A 21,587-nucleotide genomic window follows, 5' to 3' on the forward strand; every position below is an offset into this window, starting at 1 on the left:
GATCACATGCTGGATGAGTCGTCCTTACTGCAGGCCTGTACGGCCGGCCAGGTCATACAGCCACAGGACGGCGAGCAGCTCGTCATCGAGGCCCACCTGTTGCGCGAGCTGTGCCGGCGGGACCCCGAGGAGCTCGATCCCCGGGGGCTGGCCATCCGGGGAGCCAGGATCGCGGGCGGGCTGGACCTCAGCGGCATGGAGATCCGCTTCCCCCTGCGGTTCCTGGACTGCACTTTCGACAGCCCCCTCGACCTCGACGGCGCCGAGCTGCACCAGCTGGTTCTCGACGGCTGCACGGTCCCGGGCATCCTGGCCAACGGGCTGCGGGTGCGCCGGGACCTGGACCTGTCCAGATCGCGGATCAGCGGCGGCCTGTGGACCGCGGCCAGCACTTCCCGCAGCGCGGCGGTGTGGCTGTGCGAGTCGGAGATCGGCGGGCGGCTGCTCTGCCTGGACACCGTGATCGACGCGGAGATGCGTGCCGTACAGGCTGATCGCATGCGGGTCGGCGGGACGATCAGGCTCCTGCACGGATTCGAGGCGCGCGGCGGGATGCGGCTGCTCGGCATCGACGTGGGCGGCTCTCTGGACCTGACCGGAGCCCGGCTGACCCGGCCCGACCGCGGGCTGGCGCTGGACCTGGGCGACGCGCGCATCGGCGGCAGCGTGTTCATCATCGACGACCAGACGGGCCGCCGCCCGCTCATCCGCGGCCGCATCGACCTGGGGAACGCCCGGGTGTCCGGCCAGTTCCTGGTCCGCAACGCGGATGTCGAGCCCACCGAGGCGGTCAAGGGCGTCGGCTACGCGAGCCTGCGCCGCACGGGGACCGCGATCAGCGCGCCGGGGCTGTTCGTGGGCGGGAACCTCAGCATCGAGGGCGAGTGCCGCGTCGCCGGCGGGGTGGACCTGTCCATGGGCTCCTTCAGCGTCATCCACGTTCACCAGGGATGCGCGTTCCAGGTGGACGGCGGGCGGGCCCTCGACCTGACGAACGCCGAACTGCGCTCCAGCCTCATCCTCGAGGAGGGAGTGGCGGTCCGCGGCACGCTGCGGCTGGCGGGCGCGCACATCAAGGGAGACCTCACGCTTCGCGGAACCCGGTGGAGCGGGCCTGAGGAGGGCTCGCTCATCGCCGCGCAGGGCGCGATCGTCGACAGCAACGTCAACATCCAGGACCTGGAGGCGGCCGGCGGCAGGATCAGGTTCCGCTCGGCGACGATCGGCGGCAACCTGGACGCCCAGGGCGCCCGGGTCGAGAATCCGGGCGGCGACGCGCTCTCGCTGGAGCGGTCGGTGGTCAGAGGGTCGATCGTGCTCTCCGGCGGCTTCAGCGGCCGCGTATCGCTGAACCGGTGCACCGTGGAAGGGCGGCTCGACTGCAAGGACGGCGGCTTCGGCGGCGAGCTCGAGGCAGGGCACGCCACCGCGCGCGGCGGCATGGACCTGCGCTGGGCCGAGGCTCCCGAATCGGTGGACCTGACGGGCGCGTTCACCACCGTGCTCACCGACGACCCGGCCACGTGGCCGCGCCGCTCGGCGATCGCCGGGTTCGTGTACGACCGTTACCACGGGTCCTGGGCCTGGCGGGAGCGCCGTGACTGGCTGGCGGCCATGGTTCCCTTCGACGCCGGGCCGTACGAGCAGGCGGCCAGGGTGTTCCGCCAGCACGGCCGTCCCGCCGAGGCCGAGCGGCTGCTCATCGAGCAGCGCAGACGCGCCAGGAAGGAGCGGCCGCCGGGCCGGTCGGCGCGCCGGCTGCTGCGCGACCTGCGCGACACCCTCTACGGGCTCACCGTCGGGTACGGCTACCGCCCCGGCCGCGCGCTGTGGCTGCTCGGAGCCCTGCTGGTCCTGGTCGGCATCATGATGCACCTGTCCCCCGTGCAGCAGACGTTGCGGGCCACCGATCCGCGCGGCAACGTCTACGCGGTCGACGGGCGTCTGGTCACCGTGGACGAGCCGGCAGCGGGGCCGGATTCCACCGCGACCGCCACGCGGCTCGCCACCCGCCCAGGCCCCTGCGGCGACGGGCAGGTCCGCTGCTTCGACCCGGTCTTCTACACGGTGGACACCGTCATCCCGCTGATGTCCCTGGGCCAGCGCGCCACGTGGTATCCCGAGGCGGGCACGGCGGGAGGGAGACTCGTCTCCACACTGCTGAACCTGGCCGGCATGCTGGGCTGGCTGCTGTCGACCGTCGTCGTGCTGTCCTTCGCCCGCCTGGCCAGACCGGCGTAGCCGCTTGTCCGACCGGACGAAACGGGCCCCGCCGTCCCATCCTCTTGGACCAGCTACGGGACGGGGCCGGCTGAAACCATGGCCGGCGTGACTGATCTCATCCGCGACCGTCGCGAGTCGCCGCCCGTCGACGCTGCGTGCGCCGCGGCCGAGGCCGCCGCGCGCACCGCGGGCGTCGACATCCGCGTCCTGGACAGCGTCAGCGAGCTCGAGGCCGTGCGTCGCCTGTACGAGCGCATCTGGCGCACGGGCGAGAACAACCCTCCTGTGACGGCCGACCTGCTGGTGGCGATGACGAAGGCGGGCAGCTACGTGAGCGGCGCCTTCGACGAGGGCGAGTTGGTGGGCGCCTGCTTCGGCTTCTTCTCCCCGCCCGCGCGCGCGACCCTGCACAGTCACATCGCCGGGGTGCTTGCGCGCACGCAGGGACGCAACGTCGGCTTCGCGCTGAAGCTGCACCAGCGTGCCTGGGCGATGCTGCGCGGCGTCAGCGAGGTCGTCTGGACGTACGACCCGTTGATACGGCGCAACGCGTACTTCAACCTCGCCAAGCTGGCCGCCGATCCCGTCGAGTACCTGCCGAACTTCTACGGCCCGATGGACGACGACATCAACCGCAGCGACGACACCGACAGGGTCCTGGTCCGGTGGCGGCTGGAGACGCCCGCCGTGGAGGCGGCCTGCGTCGGCCTTCCCCGGCAGACCGATGCGGGTGGCGCCGCGGTGGCTTTGGGCGTCTCCGCCGCGGGCGGGCCGGTCGCCGGACGTGCCGACGCGGGCACGGTGCTCGTCGGCGTGCCTCCCGACATCGAGGCCATGCGGGAGAGCGACCCGGCCTGCGCCGCGGATTGGCGGAAGGCGGTGCGGGACGTCCTCGGCGAGTTGCTCGCCGGGGGAGCGCGGGTGCGCGGCTTCGACCGCGCGGGCTGGTACGTCGTGGACAAGCAGGAGGCGAAGTGAAACTCACCGGAGTCGAGATCCGCACCATCGAGCTGCCGCTCGTGTCTCCGTTCCGAACGTCGTTCGGGACGGAGACCGTACGGGAGGCGCTGCTGGTGCGCGTGGTCACCGACGAGGCCGAGGGGTGGGGCGAGTGCGGCGCGGGGACGGCGCCGCTGTACTCCTCGGAGTACACGCACGCCTCCGCCGACGTCCTGAGCCGCTACCTGATCCCGGCGCTGGCCGAGGTGACGGACCTGAACGCGCATAAGGTCGCCCCTGCTCTGGCGGCGTTCAAGGGCCACCGCATGGCCAAGGCCGCGCTGGAGACGGCGGTGCTGGACGCGGATCTCCGCGCCCGCGGCGTCTCTTTCGGCCACGCTCTCGGCGCCGTCCGCGACACCGTGCCGTGCGGGGTGTCCGTGGGGATCATGGAGTCGATCCCCGCGCTGCTCGACGCGGTCGCCGCCTACCTGGAGGTCGGCTACCTGCGGATCAAGCTGAAGATCGAACCCGGCTGGGACGTCGAGCCGGTCCGCGCCGTGCGCGAACGGTTCGGCGACATCCTGCTGCAGGTCGACGCCAACACCGCCTACGGGCGCGGCGACGCCCGGCACCTGGCCGGGCTCGACCCGTTCGACCTGCTCCTGGTGGAGCAGCCACTGCCGGAGGACGACCTCCTCGGGCACGCGGAGCTCGCCAAGCGGATCGCCACCCCGATCTGCCTCGACGAATCGATCGTCTCCGCCCGCGCCGCCGCCGACGCGATCGCGCTCGGAGCCTGCCAGATCGTGAACATCAAGCCGGGCCGCGTGGGCGGATACCTCGAGGCCAGGAGGATCCACGACGTCTGTGCCGCGCACGGCGTCCCGGTCTGGTGCGGCGGCATGCTCGAGACGGGACTGGGCCGCGCCGCCAACGTCGCGCTCGCCGCGCTGCCCGGGTTCCTGCTGCCCGGCGACACCTCGGCCTCCGACCGCTACTACCGGACCGACATCACGCCGCCGTTCCGCCTCCAGGACGGACACCTCGCCGTCCCGACCGGGCCGGGGCTCGGCGTCACCCCGATCCCCGACGTGCTGGAAGCCGTCACGGTCACGACGAAATGGGTGCCCGTTAATCCCTAATGGGGCTGTCCCGTTCGACGAACGGGATGGCATCATTTCGTCATGGCGACCGAACGAGCACGCACCCGCGCTGAGCTAGCTTCAGGCGTGTGCTCGACACCGTGACCAGCCTTCCGCGAGCCAGCCTCGGGCGCGTCCTGGAGGAGCTCGGCACCACACTGCTCGACGTCGTCTGCGGCGACGCCGGGCTCGCCGCCGACATCGGCGGCGTGGTCATCCACGACCCGCTCGACGAGCCCGAACTGCCGGACAACGCGCTGGTGCTGGGCGTCGGCCTGCACGATCCCGCCGACATCGCCCAGTTCGTGACCCGGCTCGGGCAGCGCGGCGCCGTCGGGCTGGTGGTCCGCGCGCCCGTCGTGGCCGACGAACGGCTCGCCACGGCGGCGCGCGAAGCGGGTGTGGCGGTGCTCTCGTTCGCCCGCGGCGCGTCATGGACGTACCTGGCCGGGATGCTCAGGACGTTGACGGCCGACAGAGACCCCGACGCCCAGATGCTCGGCCGGATCCGGTCCGGTGACCTCTTCGCCGTCGCCAACGCCATCGCCGCGCTGCTCGACGCACCCGTCACCATCGAGGACCGCAACTCGCGCCTGCTGGCCTTCTCCAGCCGGCAGGAGGAGGCGGACCCGTCGCGGGTCCAGACGATCCTCGGCCGGCAGGTCCCGCCGCACTACACCCGCATCCTGGAGGAGCGCGGGGTGTTCCAGGCGATCTATCGCAGCGACAGGCCCGTCTTCGTGGCGCCGCTGCCCGAGACGGGCGAGCTGCCGCGCGTGGCGATCGCGGTACGGGCGGGGGACGAGATCCTCGGCACGATCTGGGTGGTCGTCCCCGAGCTCCTGAGCGAGGAACGCAGCCAGGCCCTCTACGAGGCCTCCAAGCTCGTCGCGATGCACATGGTGTGGCAGCGCGCGGACACCGACATGGAGCGGCGGCTGCGAGCGGAGCTGCTGAACACCGCGCTCGAGAGCGGACCCGGATCGCTGGAGGCGGTGCGCCGGCTCGGGCTGAAGGACGAGCCCGCGGTCGTCCTCGCGCTCACCGTCGTCGGTTCGACCGAGCATCCCCTGCCGGCCCAGCTCGCCGCCGAACGCAAGCGGCTCGCCGACGCCTTCGCCATGCACCTGACCGCCGTGCACCCGCGCGCGGCCACGGCGCTGATCGGCGACGTCGCCTACGGCATCCTTCCCCTCCCGCAGAACCGGCAGGACGCCGAGGAACGCGCGGTCGTGGTCGCCGGCGAGTTCCTGGCCCGCGTCGGTTCCCGCCTGCGCCCGCTGGTCGGGGTGGGCCCCCTGGCCACCGGCAGCTCGGCGCTCGCCCGATCGCGCGCGGGGGCCGAACGGGCGCTGCGCGTCCTGCGGTCAGGGGTCGTCGCCCAGCAGGTGGCCCTCCTGGACGACGTCCACGTCGAGGCGCTGGTGCTCGAGCTCGCCGACATCGTCCCGCGCGGGGACATTCCCAGCGGCGCCGTCGCGCGCCTCGTCGTCTACGACAAGGAGCACCAGAGCAGCCTGATCGAGACGCTGCGCGCCTGGCTCGACGCCTTCGGCGACGTCGCGGTGGCCTCCGCCGCGATGTACGTGCACCCCAACACGTTCCGGTACCGGCTGCGCCGCGCGGCCGAGGTCGGCCGCATCGACCTCAACGACCCGAGCGCGCGCCTGTCGGCCATGCTGCAACTGCGCCTGATGTCCATCAGATCGGCCCCTGACGGCTGAGATCGAGCATCCTGACCAGGAACGCCAGCCATTCGGTGTCCTGCGCGACCGCGACGTCGTGGGAGGTCGCCGCGCCGTGCCCGGCGTTGTCGAAGACGTGCACCAGGATCGGCGCCTCTCCTTCCTGCGCGGCCTGCATCCGCGCGGCGAACTTGCGCGCGTGCCAGGGGCGACACCGCGGATCGGTCGCCCCGGCCTGGATGTAGACCGCGGGAAAGATGCCGGGCCTGACCAGCTCGTACGGCGAGAGCCCCAGCAGCCGCCGCACCTGCGCCGGATCGTCGGGATCCCCCCAGGCCTTGCGGATGACGAAGTCGAGATAGGGGTCACGGGTGCCGCCGACGAGATCAAGCAGAGGCGCCCTCGGCAGTACGGCACGCCACAGGTCGGGCCGGGTGGTGACGGCGACCCCGCACATGAGGCCGCCGTCGGACCCGCCCGTCAGCGCGAGCCGGTCGGCGGTCGTGAGGCCCGTGGCGATGAGGTGCTCGGCGACCGCGACGAGGTCGGCGTCGCGGACGTGCCGTTTCTCCCGGTGCGCGCCCAGGTACCAGTCCCGGCCGAACTCGCCGCCCCCGCGCAGGTACGCCTGGACGAGCACGCCGCCGGCGGCGACGAAGGCGGCCAGGTCGGGCTGGTACTGGGGGAGGAGGGGCACGTTGGCCGCGCCGTACGCGGAGATCAGCACCGGCGCCGGGCTGCTCCCGGCGGAGCGCACCACGTGGTACGGGATCGGGACACCATCGGGCGCGACGGCCCACCCGGCTTCCAGCTCGGCGTCGAGGGTGACGGCGGGGACAACCAGCGTCTCGAGCTCACTCTCCCCGGGCCGGTGCCGGTAGACGCCCCAGGAGCTGGTCAGCGTGGAGAAGGTGAAGACGAAGTCGTCCACGGGAGCGCCGGCGGCCAGGGCGGTGAGCGCGAAGAAGGGAGCGCCCAGCGCCCCCCGGCCGGGGAGGGGGACCTCGCCGGTGGTGGCGCCCGAGCGGTCGATGATCCGGACCCTGGCGAACGTCTGGTCGAACTCGCTGAGGTACAGGTGCTCGCCGACAGGGGTGAGGGAGCGCAGCACCGTGTCGCCTTCCGGCACGAGCTCGGTCCAGCCCGCCGGGTCATCGGGATCGGCCGCGTCGAGCGGGATGGCGACCACCCGCCCGCGAGGCGCCGCGACGTCGGTCACGGCGACGTAGTGGTCGCCGACGATGTGCCCGGCGATCGTCCCCTGGCACTCGGTGACGAAGGGACGCCATGCCGTCCCAGGCTCCGACAGGTCGCGCACCGCGACGGGGATCGGGCTGCCCACGCGATGGGCGGCGACGGCCCACCGGCCGTCCGTCGACAGCTGGACGAGCGTGTACTCGCGGGAACCCTCCCCGACCGGGATCGGTTCCACGGCGGTCTTCCCGTGCCGGTGGAGGAACACCGCCTGACGGAACTCCTGCGGTGAGCCGGTGAGGGCGAAGAAGTAGAAGCCGCTGCTGTCGGGCAGCCACGAGGCGCCCCCCGCCCACGCGCTGTGCAGAACCTGCTCCGGCGCGCCGTCGAGCACCCGCCCCGAGTCGACCTCGACGAGCCGGATGGTGTTGTGCTCGCTGCCGTCGGTGCAGATGCCCAGGGCCAGGGTGCGGCCGTCCGGCGCCGGTGCCAGCCAGGACAGGAACGCCTCGCCGCCGAACGCGGCGAGGTCGATCACCGGCCGTCCGTCCCCGTACGGCCGGTCGGCGACGACCACCTGCGACCCCACGGCGCGGAACCAGCGTCCTGCCGCGTGTTTCGGCAGGGCCGGGCGGGAACCGGCGTCGTAGGCCTCGATCAGGTCCCGGGCGGCCGCCAGGTCCTGATCGCCGATGGCGGCGGTGGCCAGCTCGGCCTGCCGTAGCTGCCAATCCCGCACCTCAGGGGTCTCCTCCTCCAGCCAGCGGTACGGGTCGGGCACCTGGACGCCCGCGACGTCGGCGATGACCTCGACGGTGCGGGTGGGCGGGTAAGGGGTCACGCTGACTCCAGTTCGTCGCGGAGGCGCTCGAACGCGCCGGGGACTCGGCTGACCTGCCGGAAGTGGATCAGCGCGTCGTAGGCCGCGGGGAAGTCGTCGACGAGGTCGAGACCGCCCGCGGCCGCCGTGCCGTCGACGCCGTCGAAGAGCTCGGCGGGCGCGCGGCGGAGGTCGACGAAGGACACGGGCTCGTCGAGGCGCTCCAGCCGCGCCTCGATGGAGTTCGGCGCCAGGACCCGCTCCTCGAGCGAGACCTCGCAGTCGAACGGGCGCGGCGACCGCTGCGTGAAGCGGACCTCGGGGCCTGAGCCGTAGGTCATCCCGATGACCACGAGGTCGTCTCCCAGCGCGGGGGCGAGCAGGCCGCCCAGCATCGGCCTGTCCAGGAAGGGCGTGCGCCGCACGTGCGCGTTGTGCGCGCTCACGACGACGCGCTCCTCGCGCTCCAGGACCCACCGCACGGTGTCCGCCATGAACACCTCTCTCGGGTACGGCCCCGCCGGCGGCGTGCCCAGCTCCTCGAGGAAGGCGGCCAACGAGGCCGCGCACCGCCGTACGACCTCGTCCTCGTGCAAGAGCGCACGATCGGCCAGCGCGCGGAGCCCCTCGGTCAACCGGGTGCGGTCGGCGGCGGGCATGGCCGCGTAGCGGACCGCCGCCTCCGTCCGGCCGCCCAGGTCGCTCAGGCGCAGGAGCTCCTCGTCACCCGGCATCCGCTCGAGGATCGCCCGTACGGCAGGCCCAGGAGACGTGGACGAGCCGGGCAGGTCCATCCCGTAGAAGCCGACCTTCTCCTGGCGCATCCAGCTCAACTGCCGCCACATCGGCTCGCACTCGCCGAACCGGTAGGTGATGCCGTCGCGGGCGACGTCCTCGACCCGCCCAGGCCCGCCGTGGATCCACGCGTCGACCGCCAGCCCCTCGGCGAAGCCGGACTCCATGACGAAGGCGGTGAACCCGTGCTCACGGACGAGCAACCGGAGCAGCTCGTCCCTGAACTCGTGGAACTCGGTGATGTTGTGGGCGCCCTCGCCGACGGCCACCACCCTGGCATCGCCGATCATGGACGTCAGCTGTGGAAATACCATTGTTCCGGGGTGTAGAGGAAGCTGAGCAGGGCCTTGAACGACGACTGCGGGCCGGACAGGGTGTCCTTCCACACGACCAGCGTGTGCGGGGTCGGGAAGAAGAGTACGGGCAGGTCCTCGGCGATGCGGGTCACCTCGGCCGACAGGGCCTTGGCGTCCGCGCCGAACGTCGAGGCGTCGATCAGCTTGTCCACCTCGGCGTTCTGGTAGCTGCCCAGGTTGAAGCTGCCCTTGGTGTTGAACACCGTGTTGCTGCTGGGGTACCCGGCCGCGAGATACAGCGGCCCGTAGTCCTGCATCGCCCACTCGTTCTTGGTGGCGGGCGCGAAGGTGTTGCCGTAGTTGGCGTACATGTAGTTGAGCGCCTTGGTCACGATCTTGACCTCGATGCCGAGCTTCTTGGCCGCCGAGGCGAACGCGATGTCGCGGGCGCCGACGTAGGCCGGGGTGTTCGCGGAGGCCAGCGTGAAGCTGATCGTCTGCCCTCGCGGGATGCCGGCGCCGCACTCGTCCGGCCCGGTGCCGGGCCGCTCGCAGGTGGTGTTGCCGCCCGGCACCACCTTCCAGCCGTGGTCGGTGAGCAGCTTCTCGGCGGCGGCGGGGTCGTGCGGGTAGGGCGGCTTGTCGCCGAACCCGGGCGGGTAGGGGGAGTCGCTGCCCGCGGTGCTGTAGTTCAGCGAACCGGCGCCGTTGTAGATGCCCCTGCTGGCGATGTAGCCCGGCTGGTCGACCAGGCGCTGCAGGGCCTGCCTGACGTACCCCTGAGAGATGATCTTGTCGAACCCGCCGACGGTGTTCTTGAAGTTGATGGTCAGTGAGTCGAAGCGGGCCGGCGCGGGGGCGCCGTAGACGTTGTACCCCGTGGCCTTCAGCGCGTTGATCTGGGTGATGAAGCTGGAGTCCAGCGTGCCGACGGTCAGGTTGCCCGCCTTGAACTGGTTGAGCACCGCGGCGGCGGAGGTGAAGGCCTTGAAGTCGACCTGGTCGAGCCGCGACTCGCCCGGGCCGCTGTAGGCCTTGTTGGGGGCAAGGGAGAACGAACCGGTCGTCGGGTCGAAGCTCTTGAGGCGGTACGGGCCGTTGACGATCTGCCACAGCGGGTTGGTGGCGAACGTGGACTGCGACTCGGACTGCTTGGTGAGGTACTGGTAGATCGCCGTCGCGTTCTTCGGCTTGGTGTAGTCCAGGTGCGGGCCTCCGGGGCCGGCGATGTTCCACTCCTTCGACGGCATCACGTACAGCAGCGCCAGCATGGAAAGCAGGTACGACGGGTTGTAGGCGGTCTCCAGCCGGAACGTGAGCGTGTCCGGCGCGGCGGCCTCCGCCGTGACCCCGTCGGGGAACTGGCCGGGGGTGTAGAAGCTCCAGTTGGCCGGGCTCTTGGCGAGCGCGGCCTTCAGCAGGGCGAAGGAGAAGACGACGTCATCGGCCGTGACCGGGGTGCCGTTGGACCACTTGTAGTCCTTCATCTTGATGGTCACGGTCTTGCGGTCGGGGCTGTAGGACGGGGCCTCGGCCAGGCTCAGCTCGGCGTCCACGACCTGGTCGCCCTGCCCGCTCGGCCGGTAGAGGGAACGCCACATCAGCCCGCGGGCGATGACGGTCCCGTTGGCCGAGGCCGGCGGGTACGGGTAGATGTAGTTGGGGCTGAGCCCCGGGGTCAACGCGACCGTGGCCGTCCCGCCGTCCTTGGGGGCGCCCGACTGCTTCGGCACGGCGCTGTAACCGGCCGCGACGTTCTTCGTCGTGCCCCCGGAGCCGGTGCACGCCGTGGCGAGCATGGCGACCGTGGCGGTGAGCGCCACGGCGAGTTGTTTGCGGGACATGGATGGCTCCTTACTTCAAGGGGGTGTTTCAGTCGGCCCGTCGTCCGACCGCGTCGCGCAGCGCGTCCGCGAGCAGGTTGAGAGCCAGCACCGTGAGGACGATGCAGCCGCCGACGGGGTAGATCAGCCACCAGTAGTCGGCGGAGATGTAGGTGACGCCGCTGGCGAGCTGGCTGCCCCAGTCCGCGGTGGGGTACGTCAGGCCGAAGCCCAGGAATCCCAGGGCTGCGACGACGAGGACCGCGTCGGCGACCTGGAAGGTGATGTTGACGATGATCACGCCGAGCGCGTTCGGGATCAGATGGGTGAGGATGAGCCGCCTGCGGGATGCCCCCATCACCCGTGCGGCCAGCACGAACTCCCGTACCCGCAGCGTCAGGACCTCGCCGCGGACCAGCCGGGCCGAGACGAGCCAGGAGAAGGCACCGATGACGAGACTCAACGACAGGGCGTTCGCGTGGAACCGGGCCGACAGGATCAGCACGAAGAACAGGAACGGCACCGACAGCATGACGTCGACCAGCCGCATCAGGAACCCGTCGACCACCCCTCCGGCGAGTCCGGCGACGGCGCCGTAGAGGGTGCCGATCGTGGTCGCGAAGAGCGCGGCGAGCAGCCCGATCTGCAGGGACACCTGGCCGCCCGCCATCAGCCGTCCGAGCACGTCGAACCCGTTGGTGTCCGTCCCGAGCGGGTGTCCGGCGCCGGGGGGCAGGGCCGCGTTGACCAGGTCCACGTCGGTCTGGTTGGTGTGGTAGATCAGCGGGCCGAGGAAGCAGAATCCGACCAGGAGCAGCAGGAGCAGCCCGCCGGTGAGGGCGAGCGGGTTCTTCGAGGTCATTTGCTCAGCTCGATTCGGCGGTCGGCGGCCGCGACCACGAGGTCGGCGATGAAGTTGCCGGCCACGGTCAGGACGCCGCCGATGAGGGTGTAGGCCAGCAGCACCGGATAGTCCTCGCGTTGCAGGCTGTTGAGGAACAGCAGGCCCAGACCGGGGTAGTTGAAGAGGGACTCGACGATCAGGTTGCCCGCCAGGAGCGTGGGGATGAGCGTGCCGACCAGCGTGATCAGCGGCAGGCAGGCGTTGCGCAGCAGGTGGCGTACCAGGATCAGCCGCTCAGGCAGCCCCTTGGCCCGCGCGACCCTGATGTAGTCCTGACCGAGCTGGTCCAGCGCGGCCGAGCGCTGGTACTGGGAGAAGACCGCGACGCTGGTGGCCGCGAGCGTGATGACGGGAAGCGCCATGGCCCGCGGATCGGTGAAGACCACCCAGGGGGAGTGCGACTGGGACGCCTCGGCGGGGAAGATGGACAGCGACTGGCTGAAGACGGCGATCAGTATCAGCCCGAGCAGGAACGACGGCGTCGCGTAGAGCACGTACGCCACCGCCGTGGTGACCCGGTCGACGAAGCTGTTGCGCCTGACCGCCTGCAGGATGCCGAGCGGCACGGCGACCATCAGCGCCAGGACCAGACCGGCCAGCGAGAGCATCGCGCTCCGGCCGGCGTTCTGCAGCAGCAGGGTCCCTACGTCCTCGTTCAGCTTGTAGGACCTTCCCAGATCCGCGTGCACGAGCCGGCCGAGGTAGCCGACGTACTGCACGACGACCGGGCGGTCGAACCCGTGTACCCGGTTGAAGTCCGCCACCGCCTCGGGCGAGGCGCGCTGCCCCAGCACGATGCGCCCCGGGCTGTCCGACACGAGGTGCAGGAGGAAGAAGACGACCGCGGAGATCCCGAGCAGGACGAGGAACGAGATCGCCAGCCGTCGGACCACGTACCACGTCATGAGCGTGTCCCTACTGCTTGCAAGGGGTGATGGCAGGCGACCTGGTGTGTGCCGGTGACCTGCGTCAAGGGGGGCTCCTGCGCGGCGCACAGGTCGGTCGCCAGCGCGCACCGGGTGCGGAACCGGCAGCCGCTGGGCGGGTTGACGGGGCTCGGCAGCTCGCCGCGCACCCTCGCGCTCGCCTCAGGGCGCCGCACTTCCGGGTCCGCGTCCGGGATCGCCGCGAGCAGCCCCGCGGTGTAGGGATGCGCGGCCGTGCCGTACACCTCTTCGGCGGTGCCGGTCTCGACGAGCTTGCCCAAGTACATGACGCCGACCCGGTCGGCGAGGTAGCGCACGACCGCGAGGTCGTGCGAGATCACCACGCTGCTGAGCCCGCGCTCGAGCTGGATGCGGCGCATCAGGTTGAGGACCTGGGAGCGGATGGAGACGTCGAGCGCGCTGACCGGCTCGTCGGCGACCAGCACCGTCGGGTCCAGGGCGAGCGCGCGGGCCAGGCCCACCCGCTGCCGCTGCCCTCCGGACAGCTCGTAGGGGTAGCGTTCCATGACGCTCGCGGGCAGGCCCACGTCGTGCAGCAGCTCGCGGGCGCGAGCGGTGCGCTGGGCGCGACTGCCGGCGCCCTGGATCGCCAGGGGTTCACGCAGGATCGTCGCGATGCGCATGCGCGGGTCGAGGGAGGCGTTGGAGTCCTGGAACATCATCTGGAGCGAGCTCCTGGTCCTGGTGACCCGCTCGCCCTCGAAGATCACCTCGCCGGCGTCGGGCCGGTCCAGGGCGACGAGCATCCTGCCCAGCGAGGACTTGCCGCAGCCCGACTCTCCGACCAGCCCGAACGTCTCGCCGGCCGCCACCTCGAAGCTGACGCCGGACACCGCCTTCACGGTGCGGCGCCCGCCGATCGGGTGCTCGCGCCTGAGGTCGACGACGCGCAACCGCGGCTCCTGCCCTGACTCGGGGAGGATCGCCTGCGGGGTGACGAACCGCGAACGTTCCCTGGTCGCAGGGCCGTCCACCGGGTGCAGGCAGGCATGGGCGTGGCCTTCTTCGTTCAGCAGCGTCGGCCGCTCCTCGCGGCACCGATCCGTCGCGGCGTCGCAGCGCGGCGCGAAGGGGCAGCCGGCCTGGGCCACGGTCAGGTCCGGCGGCGCGCCGGGGATGCTGAAGAGCTCCTCGCGCCGGTCATGGGTGAGCGAGGGGATCGAGGACAGCAGCGCGTGCGTGTAGCGGTGCCGCGTCCGGCTGAAGAGCACCGGCGTCGGCCCGGTTTCGGCGACCCGCCCGCCGTACATCACCCCGACACGGTCGGCATGCCGGGCGATCACCCCCATGTCATGCGTGATGAGGATCATCGACATGCCCAGCCGGGACCTGAGGTCGTCGAGGAGGTCGAGAATCTCCGCCTGGATCGTGACATCGAGCGCCGTGGTCGGCTCGTCGGCGATGACGACCCGCGGCTCGCACACCAGCGCCATCGCGATCATCACGCGCTGCCGCATGCCGCCCGAGAGCTGGTGCGGATAGTCGTCCAGCCGCTCGGCCGGCCGCGGTAGCCCGACCAGGGCGAGCATCTCCTCCGCGCGCCCGCGCGCGGCTCGCCTCGACGCGCCGTGGTGCAGCCGCACCGGCTCGGCGACCTGCTCACCGATCCGCCGGGTCGGGTTCAACGCCGTCATCGAGTCCTGGAACACCATCGCGACGTCGTTGCCGCGAATGGCCCGGTACTGCGCCGCGGGGAGCCCGACGAGCTCCTTGCCGTCCAGGTCGATCGATCCGCCGGTCACCCGGCCGCCGGCCGGCAGCATGCCCATGACCGCGAGACCGGTCATGGACTTGCCCGACCCGGTCTCACCGACGATCCCGAGGGTCTCGCCACGGTTCAGCACCAGGTTGACGTCCGACACGGGGCGGACGACCCTTTCGCCGCGCCGGATCTCGACCGACAGATCGCGGATCGTCAGCACACGATCGTGATCCTCGGCCGTGCTCGCGGCAGCGCTCTCCAAAGCCATTGGAAGATAGTGGGGCGCAATCACCTGGTGGTGTTCGTCGCCCTCATCGAACCTTCACGCCCGCGTCCGTCCTGCCGGACAAAGTGATCGCCGCGTCGCTCACGGCGACACGCGCCTGTCGGCTCGGCCGGTGTGCAGGTACAGCGCGTGTCCCTCGCCGTCGTCACCGAGGAACGCCAGCGGCGCCCGGACGCCGCGCTCGGGCTCGACCGGGAGCACGGTGTCGCCGCGCCAGGCGACCAGCTCCGTCCGGTACGGCGCCTCGTCCAGCTCGGCGGTGATCCCGATGGGGACGCGATCCAACCACAGCCGTCCCTGCTCGTCCCGGGTCACCGTCGTCTCAGACGTGCTCGACATGTAGGTGCCGACATACCGGGACGCGTCCAGCGGGGGCGCGGCCGGATCGGGCATGGGCTGCCCGGGCAGCTCGACGCCGCCGAGCTCGCGGAGCACGCGGCCCGCGATCTCGGTGTAGACCTGCCGCGGAAAGCCGCCGTTGGTGACGATCGCCACCGCCACGTCGCGCTCCGGCACCGCGCGCAGGAACGCCGACTGGCCGATGGTGTTGCCGTCGTGGCCGAAGACCGTGCCGCCGGGCAGGTCGAAGAGCTCCCACCCCAGGCCCCAGGCCGTGCCCTGGTCGATGTCGGGCTGCCTGACCTGCGGTCGCCGCATGGCCGCGACGCTCGCCGGGCTCAGCACGGGGCCGCCGTCGGGGCCCAGGCCGCCTGCCAGGTGCATCCGGGTGAAGATCAGCAGGTCGCGAGGGCGCATCGCCAGCATCGACCCGGCCGGCGCGTTCGAGCGCGCCAGCGCCCACACACGGGTCGGCGAATGCTCGACGTGCCCCACCGCCGTGCGGTGGAGGATCGCCTCGTACGGATCGTTCGCGGCGTGGGTCAGTCCCAGGGGCGTGAACAGGTGCGTCCGCATGCAGTCGTCGAACGGTTTCCCCCGTACGACCTCGACGATCCTGCCGAGCACGCAGTAGCCGGCGTTGTTGTAGGAGAACAGCTTGCCGGGCTCGAACAGCTGCGGCACCTCGTGCAGGAGGTCCACGTACTTCTCGAGGCAGTCGTCGCCCTTGCCCGTGTCGGTGAAGATGTCCCCCTCGAACCCCGCGACGTGACACATCAGCTGCCGTACGGTGATCCGCTCGGCGGCCCGCTCGTCGGCGATACGGAACTCGGGCAGGTAGGTCCGCACCGGAGCGTCGAGATCCAGTTTCCCCTCGTCGACCAGCTGCATGGCCAGCGTCGCGGTCAGCACCTTGGTGATCGAGCCGATCTGGAAGAGGGAGTCGACCGTGGCCTCGACGCCCGTGGCCGTGTTCAGCGTTCCGGCCGCGGCTTCGACCATCCGGTCACCGGCGCAGATCGCGACCGCCGCTCCGGGCACCTGGTTCTCGGCGAGCAGGTCCGGCAGCCTGTGCCGCAGCCACGTACAGATCTCATCCAGCTTCGACACAGCAACCCCTCCTGGCTCCATCCGCGCGAGCCTAGGCGCGCCGGGAAAGGTCAGGTTCGTCCGCTCCCACGACGACCGGGAGGCCGTTTCGTGGGGTCGGCCAAGCCCTGGCCTGACCGGTCAAGCGAGCCGCGCCTACTCCCGTGGTTCACCGGTGATCCAGTTCCAGCCGGTGATCGTGGTGCGCATCAGGCGGGCGGCGGCCGAGAGATGGTTGTCGGTGCCCCACAGCAGGGTGAGCGTGCGACGGCAGTCGGGGCTGTCGACGGCGACCCAGGCGCCGGGCGCGCCGGTGGCGCCGCGCCGGGCCATGTCGGGGATGAGACCGACGCCGAGTCCCGCGCTGATCAGGTACGCCATGGCGCCGGGCTCGTCACCTTCGCAGACGATCCTCGGGGAGAGGTCCCTTCCCGCGAAGAGCCGATCGAGCAGGCGGCGTTGCCAGTGCCCCTTGCGGGTGGTGACGAAGGGCAGGTCGGCGAGTTCGTCGACACTCACAGAGGTACGGCCCGCCAGCGGGTGGTCCACTGGCGTGACCAGCCACACCGCCTCGTCGAGCAGTTGAACCGCTTCCAATCCCTCGGCGGGGACCGGCTGCGAGGCGACGCAGAGGTCGATGTCCTGGGCTCGCAGGCGGCGGGCCATCTCCTCGGCAGGCATCTGGTGAAGCTCGACCTCGACGTGGGGATGGGCGCGCTTGAACGCCATGAGCGGTCCGGCGACCGTGAGGAAGGTCTCCGACGCCAGTCGCACGGTGCCGAACCCCTCGCCGACGGCCTCGGCGACGGCGCGCCGCCCTGCCTCGAGCTCACCGAGGGAGCGTTCGACATAGCCGCGGAAGAGTTTCCCCGCGTCGTTCAGCCGGAGCCGGCCGGCCCGATCGAACAACGGCGTGCCGAGCTCGCTCTCCAACCGGGCGATGGTACGGCTCAGCGACGGCTGGGCGACGTGGAGTTCGTCGGCCGCGTGGCTGAGGTGTTCCAGCCGGGCCACCACGAGGAACTGCCTGAGCGTGTTCAGATCCATGACGGTCATGCCTCCAACGACATAACTGTATAGCAATATTAATCTTAGACAGGATAACTCTAGAGTCATAAAGTCGACGGGTGAGCTCAAAACGAGGACGACTGACCGGGTGGCTACTGCGCGCCGTCGTCAGCGCGCACGTGGTCGCGATCTTCGGTCAGCCCGTGTTCGCCGGCGTGTACCTGAGTGGTGACTACGACGGCCTGCGCTGGCACGCGGTCGGCGCCGATGTCGTCACCTCCATCGGCTACCTGCAGGTGATCGCGGCGATCGCGGTCTGGATCCGGCTGCGTCAGGTCTGGCCGTTCCTCGCCACGGCGGTTCTGGTGGCGGCCGAGACGGTGCAGTACTTCGCCGGGCTGGACGGCGCGCTGTGGCTGCACGTCCCGCTGGGAGTGCTGACCATCGTCGTGCTCGTCGTGCTCTTCCTCGCCGTGTGGCGGCGACGGGAGGCGGGCAATGGCTGAGCGTGCCCGTGGCGTGACCAGGCGGCAGGTGCTGGGCGCCGGCGGGGGGCTCAGCCTGATGGCCGCCGCCGGGTTGCTGACCTCGGCCGCGTTGTCGCGCCGCCCGCCGTACACCGGAGCGGAAGTGCTCAGTGCCGTGCCGCTGCCGCCCGCCTTCCAGGTGCCGCTGCCGATCCCCTCCGTGCTGGCGCCGGTCGGTGCCGACCGCTACGAGATCACCCAGCGCGAGGCGACCGTGGAGATCCTGCCCGGCATCAAGACGCCGATGTGGACGTACGAGGGCACCTTCCCCGGGCCGACGATCGAGTCGCGCCGCGGCCGGCCGATCACCGTGACGCATCGCAACGCCCTGCCCGTGCCGACGGTCGTGCACCTGCACGGCGGACGGACTCCGGCGGCTTCCGACGGCTATCCGACCGACCTCGTCCTGCCCGAGGGCTGGCAGGACGCCGCCGCTCACGGCATGCGCGATCCACGGGCGGTGCCGACCAGGCTGACGCGGGACTACACGTTCCCGCTCGACCAGCGGTCGTCGCTGCTGTGGTACCACGACCACCGGATGGACTTCACCGCCCCCGCGATCTGGCGGGGCCTGGCCGGGCTGCAGATCGTGCGCGACGACGCCGAGGACTCGCTCGGCCTGCCCGCGGGACGGCGCGAGCTGCCCCTCATGATCGCCGACCGCGCGTTCGCCGCCGACGGCAGCCTCGCCTACCCGGCCCTCGACCCCACCCTGCGCGTACGGCCGGGCGTTCGCGAACCCTATGTCGGCGGAGTCCTCGGAGACGTGATCCTCGTCAACGGCGCCCCGTGGCCCGTGCACGAGGTCGACGCGGCCCGGTACCGGCTGCGCATCCTGAACGCCTCCAACGCCCGGCACTACGAGCTCGAAGCGGTCAGCGACGACGGACGGCGGCTCGACCTCGTCCAGGTCGGCGCCGACCAGGGACTGCTCGCGGCGCCGGTCGCCCACCGGCTCCTGCCGATCGCGCCGGCCGAACGCTACGACGTGATCATCGACTTCTCCGGCGTCCCGGTCGGCGGGCGCGTCAGGATCCTCAACCGGCTGGGCTCCGGGCGCACCCGCGACGTGATGGCCTTCCGGGTCGCGCGCAAGGCCACCGACGACAGCCGCATCCCGCCCACGCTGTCGAACGATCTGCCCACCTGGCGCCGCTCGGACGCCGTCAGGGTGCGCGAGTTCTCCTTCCGTGCCGGGCACATGCACGGGGGTCATGGATGGGTGATCGGCGGGCTGCCGTACGACCCCGCCCGCTCCGACGTCACCGTCCGTCTCGGCGAGGTCGAGGTGTGGCGGCTGGTCGCCGACGTCCACCACCCCGTCCACCTGCATCTGGTCGGCTTCCGGGTGCTCTCGCGCAACGGCAGGCCGCCGCTGCCCCAAGATGCGGGCCTCAAGGACACCGTGTCCCTGCGGCCGGGCGAAGCGGTGGAGATCATCACCCGCTTCGACGGCTACCGCGGCCGCTACCTCTTCCACTGCCACAACGCCGAACACGAGGACATGGGAATGATGGCCAACCTCGAAGTCACCTGACCTTCAGGAAAATCGAAACGCATGCGAACACTTCGAGACCATCGCGGAGCGTGCCCGCGCCGGCAAGGCCACGATCTATCGACGATGGCCGGGCAAGGCCGACCTGGTGGCCACGGCGAAAAGGCGGTACGCGGGAACCGCTCGACGACCCGTTCCTGCACACGCTCGTGGACGCGGTGCTGCTTCCCATGCTCAGCCATCAACTCGGCCGACGATAAGGACCCCTCGCGATGTGGCAGACGATCGTCCTCGGCTTTCTCGGCGGCCTCGTCGCCGGCAACGGGCTGCCCGCCGCCATCGGCGTGAGCGTCCTGCTCATCGGCCTCTTCCACGCGGGCCCAGGCGCCTTCGGCCGCAAGGACGCACCGCAACGATGACGACCGCGCGATCTTCTCCACCGGATCGCGCACGCCTCACCTCTACCGTCCCCGTGACGGCCGCGAAACCGCGGCCACAGGAACGACACGAGGGGACAGCATGATCAAGAGGATGACCGTGGTGCTCGCCACCCTGCTCACCGCCGCCTTCCTGGCCGGCCCCGCGCACGCCGACGAGGACCTGCCTCCCCAGGGCCAGTCGTGGTGGCACAAGAGCACCATCCACCCGACCAAGTCCGAATGCGACACCGACGGTTACGCGGACGTTCACTACCTGCACAACGCGGTCGACTGGGACTGCGACTACACCTCGGGTAACCCCTATTTCCCCTGGCAGCTGTGGCTCAAGTACTGAGTCTCACCGGCTTGCCGTAACCGCTCCTGGGGATGGCCTAACCAGGTGATCCTTCGCCTGTTTCGCGAGTGAGAGCCGCGGCGGTTCCGTCGATGAGGGCGCGCAGGCCGTGCTCGAAGGCCTGCTCGCCGATCGCGCCGCCCTGTTCGCGGTAGGCCGCGATCAGGGTGCCGGGGGCGTCCTCGCCGAGCAGTTCCTCGAGCGCGGCGACCCGGTCCGCGGCGGTCCCGGGGGCAGGCTGCGGGTGCTCGGCCTGTTCCTGCAGGACGAAGCCGTTGACGTACTGGGTCACCGCCGTGATCGTGCGCAGCGCTAGGACCGGGGTGAAGCCGTGCCCGGTCATCGCGGCCAGTTCCTCGTCGAACAGCCGGATCGTGGCCGGCTCCAGATGGGTGGCGCTCGCCACGATGCGCGCGCCGTCGCGGTGGCCGAGCAGCGAGGCGCGATAGGCGCGGGCCCGGCGGGCGAGCCAGTCCTGCCAGGGCTCGCCCTGGCGGGGCGGGCCCATCCCGGCGTCCTGGACGATCCGGTCGGCCATCCCGTCGAGCAGTTCCTGCTTGGTGCGGATGTGCCAGTACAGCGCGGGGGACTGGACGCCCAGCTCGGCGGCGAGCCTCCGGACCGTCAGCCCCTCCAGCCCCACCTCGTCCAGTAGCCGCAACGCCGTGTCGATCAGGAGGTGCCGGGTCAGGCCGGGTCGTTTGCTCGCGCGCATCGTTGACACCTTAGCATCGCTAAGTCAAACTTAGCGGTGCTAAGGAAGGGGTGTCGTGATCACATTGACCTCGGCGGACGGCACCGACATCCGCGCCTACGACGAGGGGCACGGACCGGCGGCCATCCTGATCGTCGGCCCGGGACTCGATGACGGGACCCGGACCAGGAGACTCGGCGCGATCCTGGCCGAGCGGTTCCGTGTCCTGCGTCTGCATCGCCGCCAGTACCGGCTGGACCTCGATGTGCCGTGCTCGGTCGCCCAGGAGGCCGCCGACGTCCTCGCGCTCGCCCGCCACGCGGGCCTCCCGGTCGTCGTCTACGGTCACTCCTCCGGTGGGGTGGTCGCCTTGGAGGCCATGGCCGCCTCGCCCTCCTCCTTCGCCGGCGCGGTGATCTTCGAGCCCGCGGCGGTGGTCACCACGCCATGGGCGGGCGCGGACGGCCAGGTCATCACCAGGGCACGGGCCGCCATCGCGGCGGGCAAACCCGGCAAGGCGCTGGCCGTCTTCACCCGTGAGGCCACCGGCTACCCGGAATGGCAGGCCTGGACGGCCGGCATGATCGCCGCACTCGTCCCGCGCTACCGCAGGCTGGTGCCGTGCCAGATCAACGACCTCCAAGCCATGGACGAACTCGGCAACCGCCTCGAAACCTACGCCCGGTTCCCCGTGCCCACCGTGCTCCTGGCCGGCGACCGCAGCCCACCACGAAACACCGCCGTACTGAACGCCATCAACGACGTGATGCCACACGCCGAACGCGTCATCATGCCCAACCGCGACCACAGCGCCGACATGAAACACCCCCGCGAGGTAGCCCAGATCATCGACACCCTCGCAACCAAAGTGATCACCTAAAGCGCCTGTTCTGGATGGCGAC

Annotated in this window: 18 protein-coding genes and 1 pseudogene; 10 read left to right on the plus strand and 9 right to left on the minus strand. The window is 71.0% G+C overall.

What is annotated here, in order from left to right; all coding sequences use genetic code 11:
- The first annotated feature begins 6 nt into the window (after positions 1-6).
- The 4 genes from KIK09_RS22335 to KIK09_RS22350 all read left to right on the plus strand — a co-directional run bounded on the left by KIK09_RS22335 (position 7) and on the right by KIK09_RS22350 (position 6,031).
- Positions 7-2,241, plus strand: a complete 2,235-nt coding sequence (locus KIK09_RS22335; protein WP_214321213.1) for a translocation/assembly module TamB domain-containing protein — start codon at positions 7-9, stop codon at positions 2,239-2,241.
- A gap of 87 nt (positions 2,242-2,328) precedes the next feature.
- A complete protein-coding gene (locus KIK09_RS22340) occupies positions 2,329-3,201 on the plus strand; it encodes a GNAT family N-acetyltransferase (RefSeq protein WP_308164234.1) in 873 nt (290 codons plus the stop codon).
- Entirely contained in the window at positions 3,198-4,307 is a 1,110-nt protein-coding gene (menC, locus tag KIK09_RS22345; RefSeq protein WP_214321214.1) for an o-succinylbenzoate synthase, read from the plus strand. The genes KIK09_RS22340 and menC overlap by 4 nt, the downstream gene beginning before the upstream one ends.
- An 89-nt stretch (positions 4,308-4,396) precedes the next feature.
- The gene (locus tag KIK09_RS22350) at positions 4,397-6,031 is read left to right on the plus strand and encodes a helix-turn-helix domain-containing protein (RefSeq protein WP_214321215.1); all 1,635 of its coding nucleotides are present in this window, start codon (positions 4,397-4,399) and stop codon (positions 6,029-6,031) included.
- Here KIK09_RS22350 and KIK09_RS60100 read toward each other — a convergent pair.
- The 8 genes from KIK09_RS60100 to KIK09_RS22390 all read right to left on the minus strand — a co-directional run bounded on the left by KIK09_RS60100 (position 6,009) and on the right by KIK09_RS22390 (position 17,243).
- A complete protein-coding gene (locus KIK09_RS60100) occupies positions 6,009-8,027 on the minus strand; it encodes a prolyl oligopeptidase family serine peptidase (protein WP_214321216.1) in 2,019 nt (672 codons plus the stop codon). The two genes, KIK09_RS22350 and KIK09_RS60100, sit on opposite strands and share 23 nt — an antisense overlap.
- The gene (locus KIK09_RS22360) at positions 8,024-9,091 is read right to left on the minus strand and encodes an erythromycin esterase family protein (RefSeq protein ID WP_214321217.1); all 1,068 of its coding nucleotides are present in this window, start codon (positions 9,089-9,091) and stop codon (positions 8,024-8,026) included. The genes KIK09_RS60100 and KIK09_RS22360 overlap by 4 nt, the downstream gene beginning before the upstream one ends.
- 5 nt (positions 9,092-9,096) lie before the next feature.
- The gene (locus tag KIK09_RS22365; protein WP_214321218.1) at positions 9,097-10,941 is read right to left on the minus strand and encodes an ABC transporter substrate-binding protein; all 1,845 of its coding nucleotides are present in this window, start codon (positions 10,939-10,941) and stop codon (positions 9,097-9,099) included.
- Between the two features lie 28 nt (positions 10,942-10,969).
- Positions 10,970-11,782, minus strand: coding sequence for an ABC transporter permease (locus tag KIK09_RS22370; protein ID WP_214321219.1), 813 nt, complete (start codon positions 11,780-11,782; stop codon positions 10,970-10,972).
- On the minus strand, positions 11,779-12,729 hold the full coding sequence (locus KIK09_RS22375) for an ABC transporter permease (RefSeq protein WP_214321220.1): 951 nt from the start codon (positions 12,727-12,729) through the stop codon (positions 11,779-11,781). Before KIK09_RS22375 ends, KIK09_RS22370 begins: the two co-directional genes overlap by 4 nt.
- Positions 12,726-14,741, minus strand: a complete 2,016-nt coding sequence (locus tag KIK09_RS22380) for a dipeptide ABC transporter ATP-binding protein (RefSeq protein WP_214321221.1) — start codon at positions 14,739-14,741, stop codon at positions 12,726-12,728. The genes KIK09_RS22375 and KIK09_RS22380 overlap by 4 nt, the downstream gene beginning before the upstream one ends.
- Positions 14,742-14,840: 99 nt before the next feature.
- Positions 14,841-16,208: a serine hydrolase gene (locus KIK09_RS22385; RefSeq protein ID WP_214321222.1), complete on the minus strand. Its 1,368-nt coding sequence runs from the start codon at positions 16,206-16,208 to the stop codon at positions 14,841-14,843.
- A gap of 135 nt (positions 16,209-16,343) precedes the next feature.
- Positions 16,344-17,243 carry a LysR family transcriptional regulator gene (locus tag KIK09_RS22390; protein WP_250573547.1) on the minus strand — a complete coding sequence of 300 codons (900 nt, stop codon included), beginning with the start codon at positions 17,241-17,243 and terminating at the stop codon, positions 16,344-16,346.
- Positions 17,244-17,314: 71 nt separating this feature from the next.
- Here KIK09_RS22390 and KIK09_RS22395 point away from each other — a divergent pair, with 71 nt between their 5' ends.
- The 5 genes and pseudogenes from KIK09_RS22395 (at position 17,315) to KIK09_RS22410 (ending at position 19,991) form a co-directional block, all read left to right on the plus strand.
- Positions 17,315-17,701 carry a hypothetical protein gene (locus KIK09_RS22395; RefSeq protein WP_214321223.1) on the plus strand — a complete coding sequence of 129 codons (387 nt, stop codon included), beginning with the start codon at positions 17,315-17,317 and terminating at the stop codon, positions 17,699-17,701.
- On the plus strand, positions 17,694-19,259 hold the full coding sequence (locus KIK09_RS22400; protein WP_214321224.1) for a multicopper oxidase family protein: 1,566 nt from the start codon (positions 17,694-17,696) through the stop codon (positions 19,257-19,259). The genes KIK09_RS22395 and KIK09_RS22400 overlap by 8 nt, the downstream gene beginning before the upstream one ends.
- Before the next feature lie 40 nt (positions 19,260-19,299).
- A pseudogene (locus KIK09_RS60625) lies at positions 19,300-19,359 on the plus strand (hypothetical protein); the annotation flags it as partial.
- A gap of 130 nt (positions 19,360-19,489) precedes the next feature.
- Complete coding sequence (locus KIK09_RS57915; RefSeq protein WP_250573548.1) at positions 19,490-19,636, plus strand: hypothetical protein; 147 nt, start codon at positions 19,490-19,492, stop codon at positions 19,634-19,636.
- Between the two features lie 100 nt (positions 19,637-19,736).
- Positions 19,737-19,991 (plus strand): hypothetical protein, encoded by a 255-nt coding sequence (locus KIK09_RS22410; protein WP_214321225.1) that lies wholly within the window; start codon positions 19,737-19,739, stop codon positions 19,989-19,991.
- Positions 19,992-20,028: 37 nt separating this feature from the next.
- On the opposite strand, the gene KIK09_RS22415 is transcribed toward KIK09_RS22410, so the two are convergent.
- Positions 20,029-20,706 (minus strand): TetR/AcrR family transcriptional regulator C-terminal domain-containing protein, encoded by a 678-nt coding sequence (locus KIK09_RS22415; RefSeq protein ID WP_214321226.1) that lies wholly within the window; start codon positions 20,704-20,706, stop codon positions 20,029-20,031.
- A 55-nt stretch (positions 20,707-20,761) separates the two neighbouring features.
- On the opposite strand from KIK09_RS22415, the gene KIK09_RS22420 reads away from it, so the two are divergent.
- Positions 20,762-21,565, plus strand: a complete 804-nt coding sequence (locus tag KIK09_RS22420; RefSeq protein WP_214321227.1) for an alpha/beta fold hydrolase — start codon at positions 20,762-20,764, stop codon at positions 21,563-21,565.
- Positions 21,566-21,587 lie beyond the last annotated feature (22 nt).

Origin of the sequence: Nonomuraea sediminis (assembly GCF_018531495.1) — a bacterium.
GTDB classification, from domain to species: Bacteria; Actinomycetota; Actinomycetes; order Streptosporangiales; family Streptosporangiaceae; genus Nonomuraea; species Nonomuraea sediminis.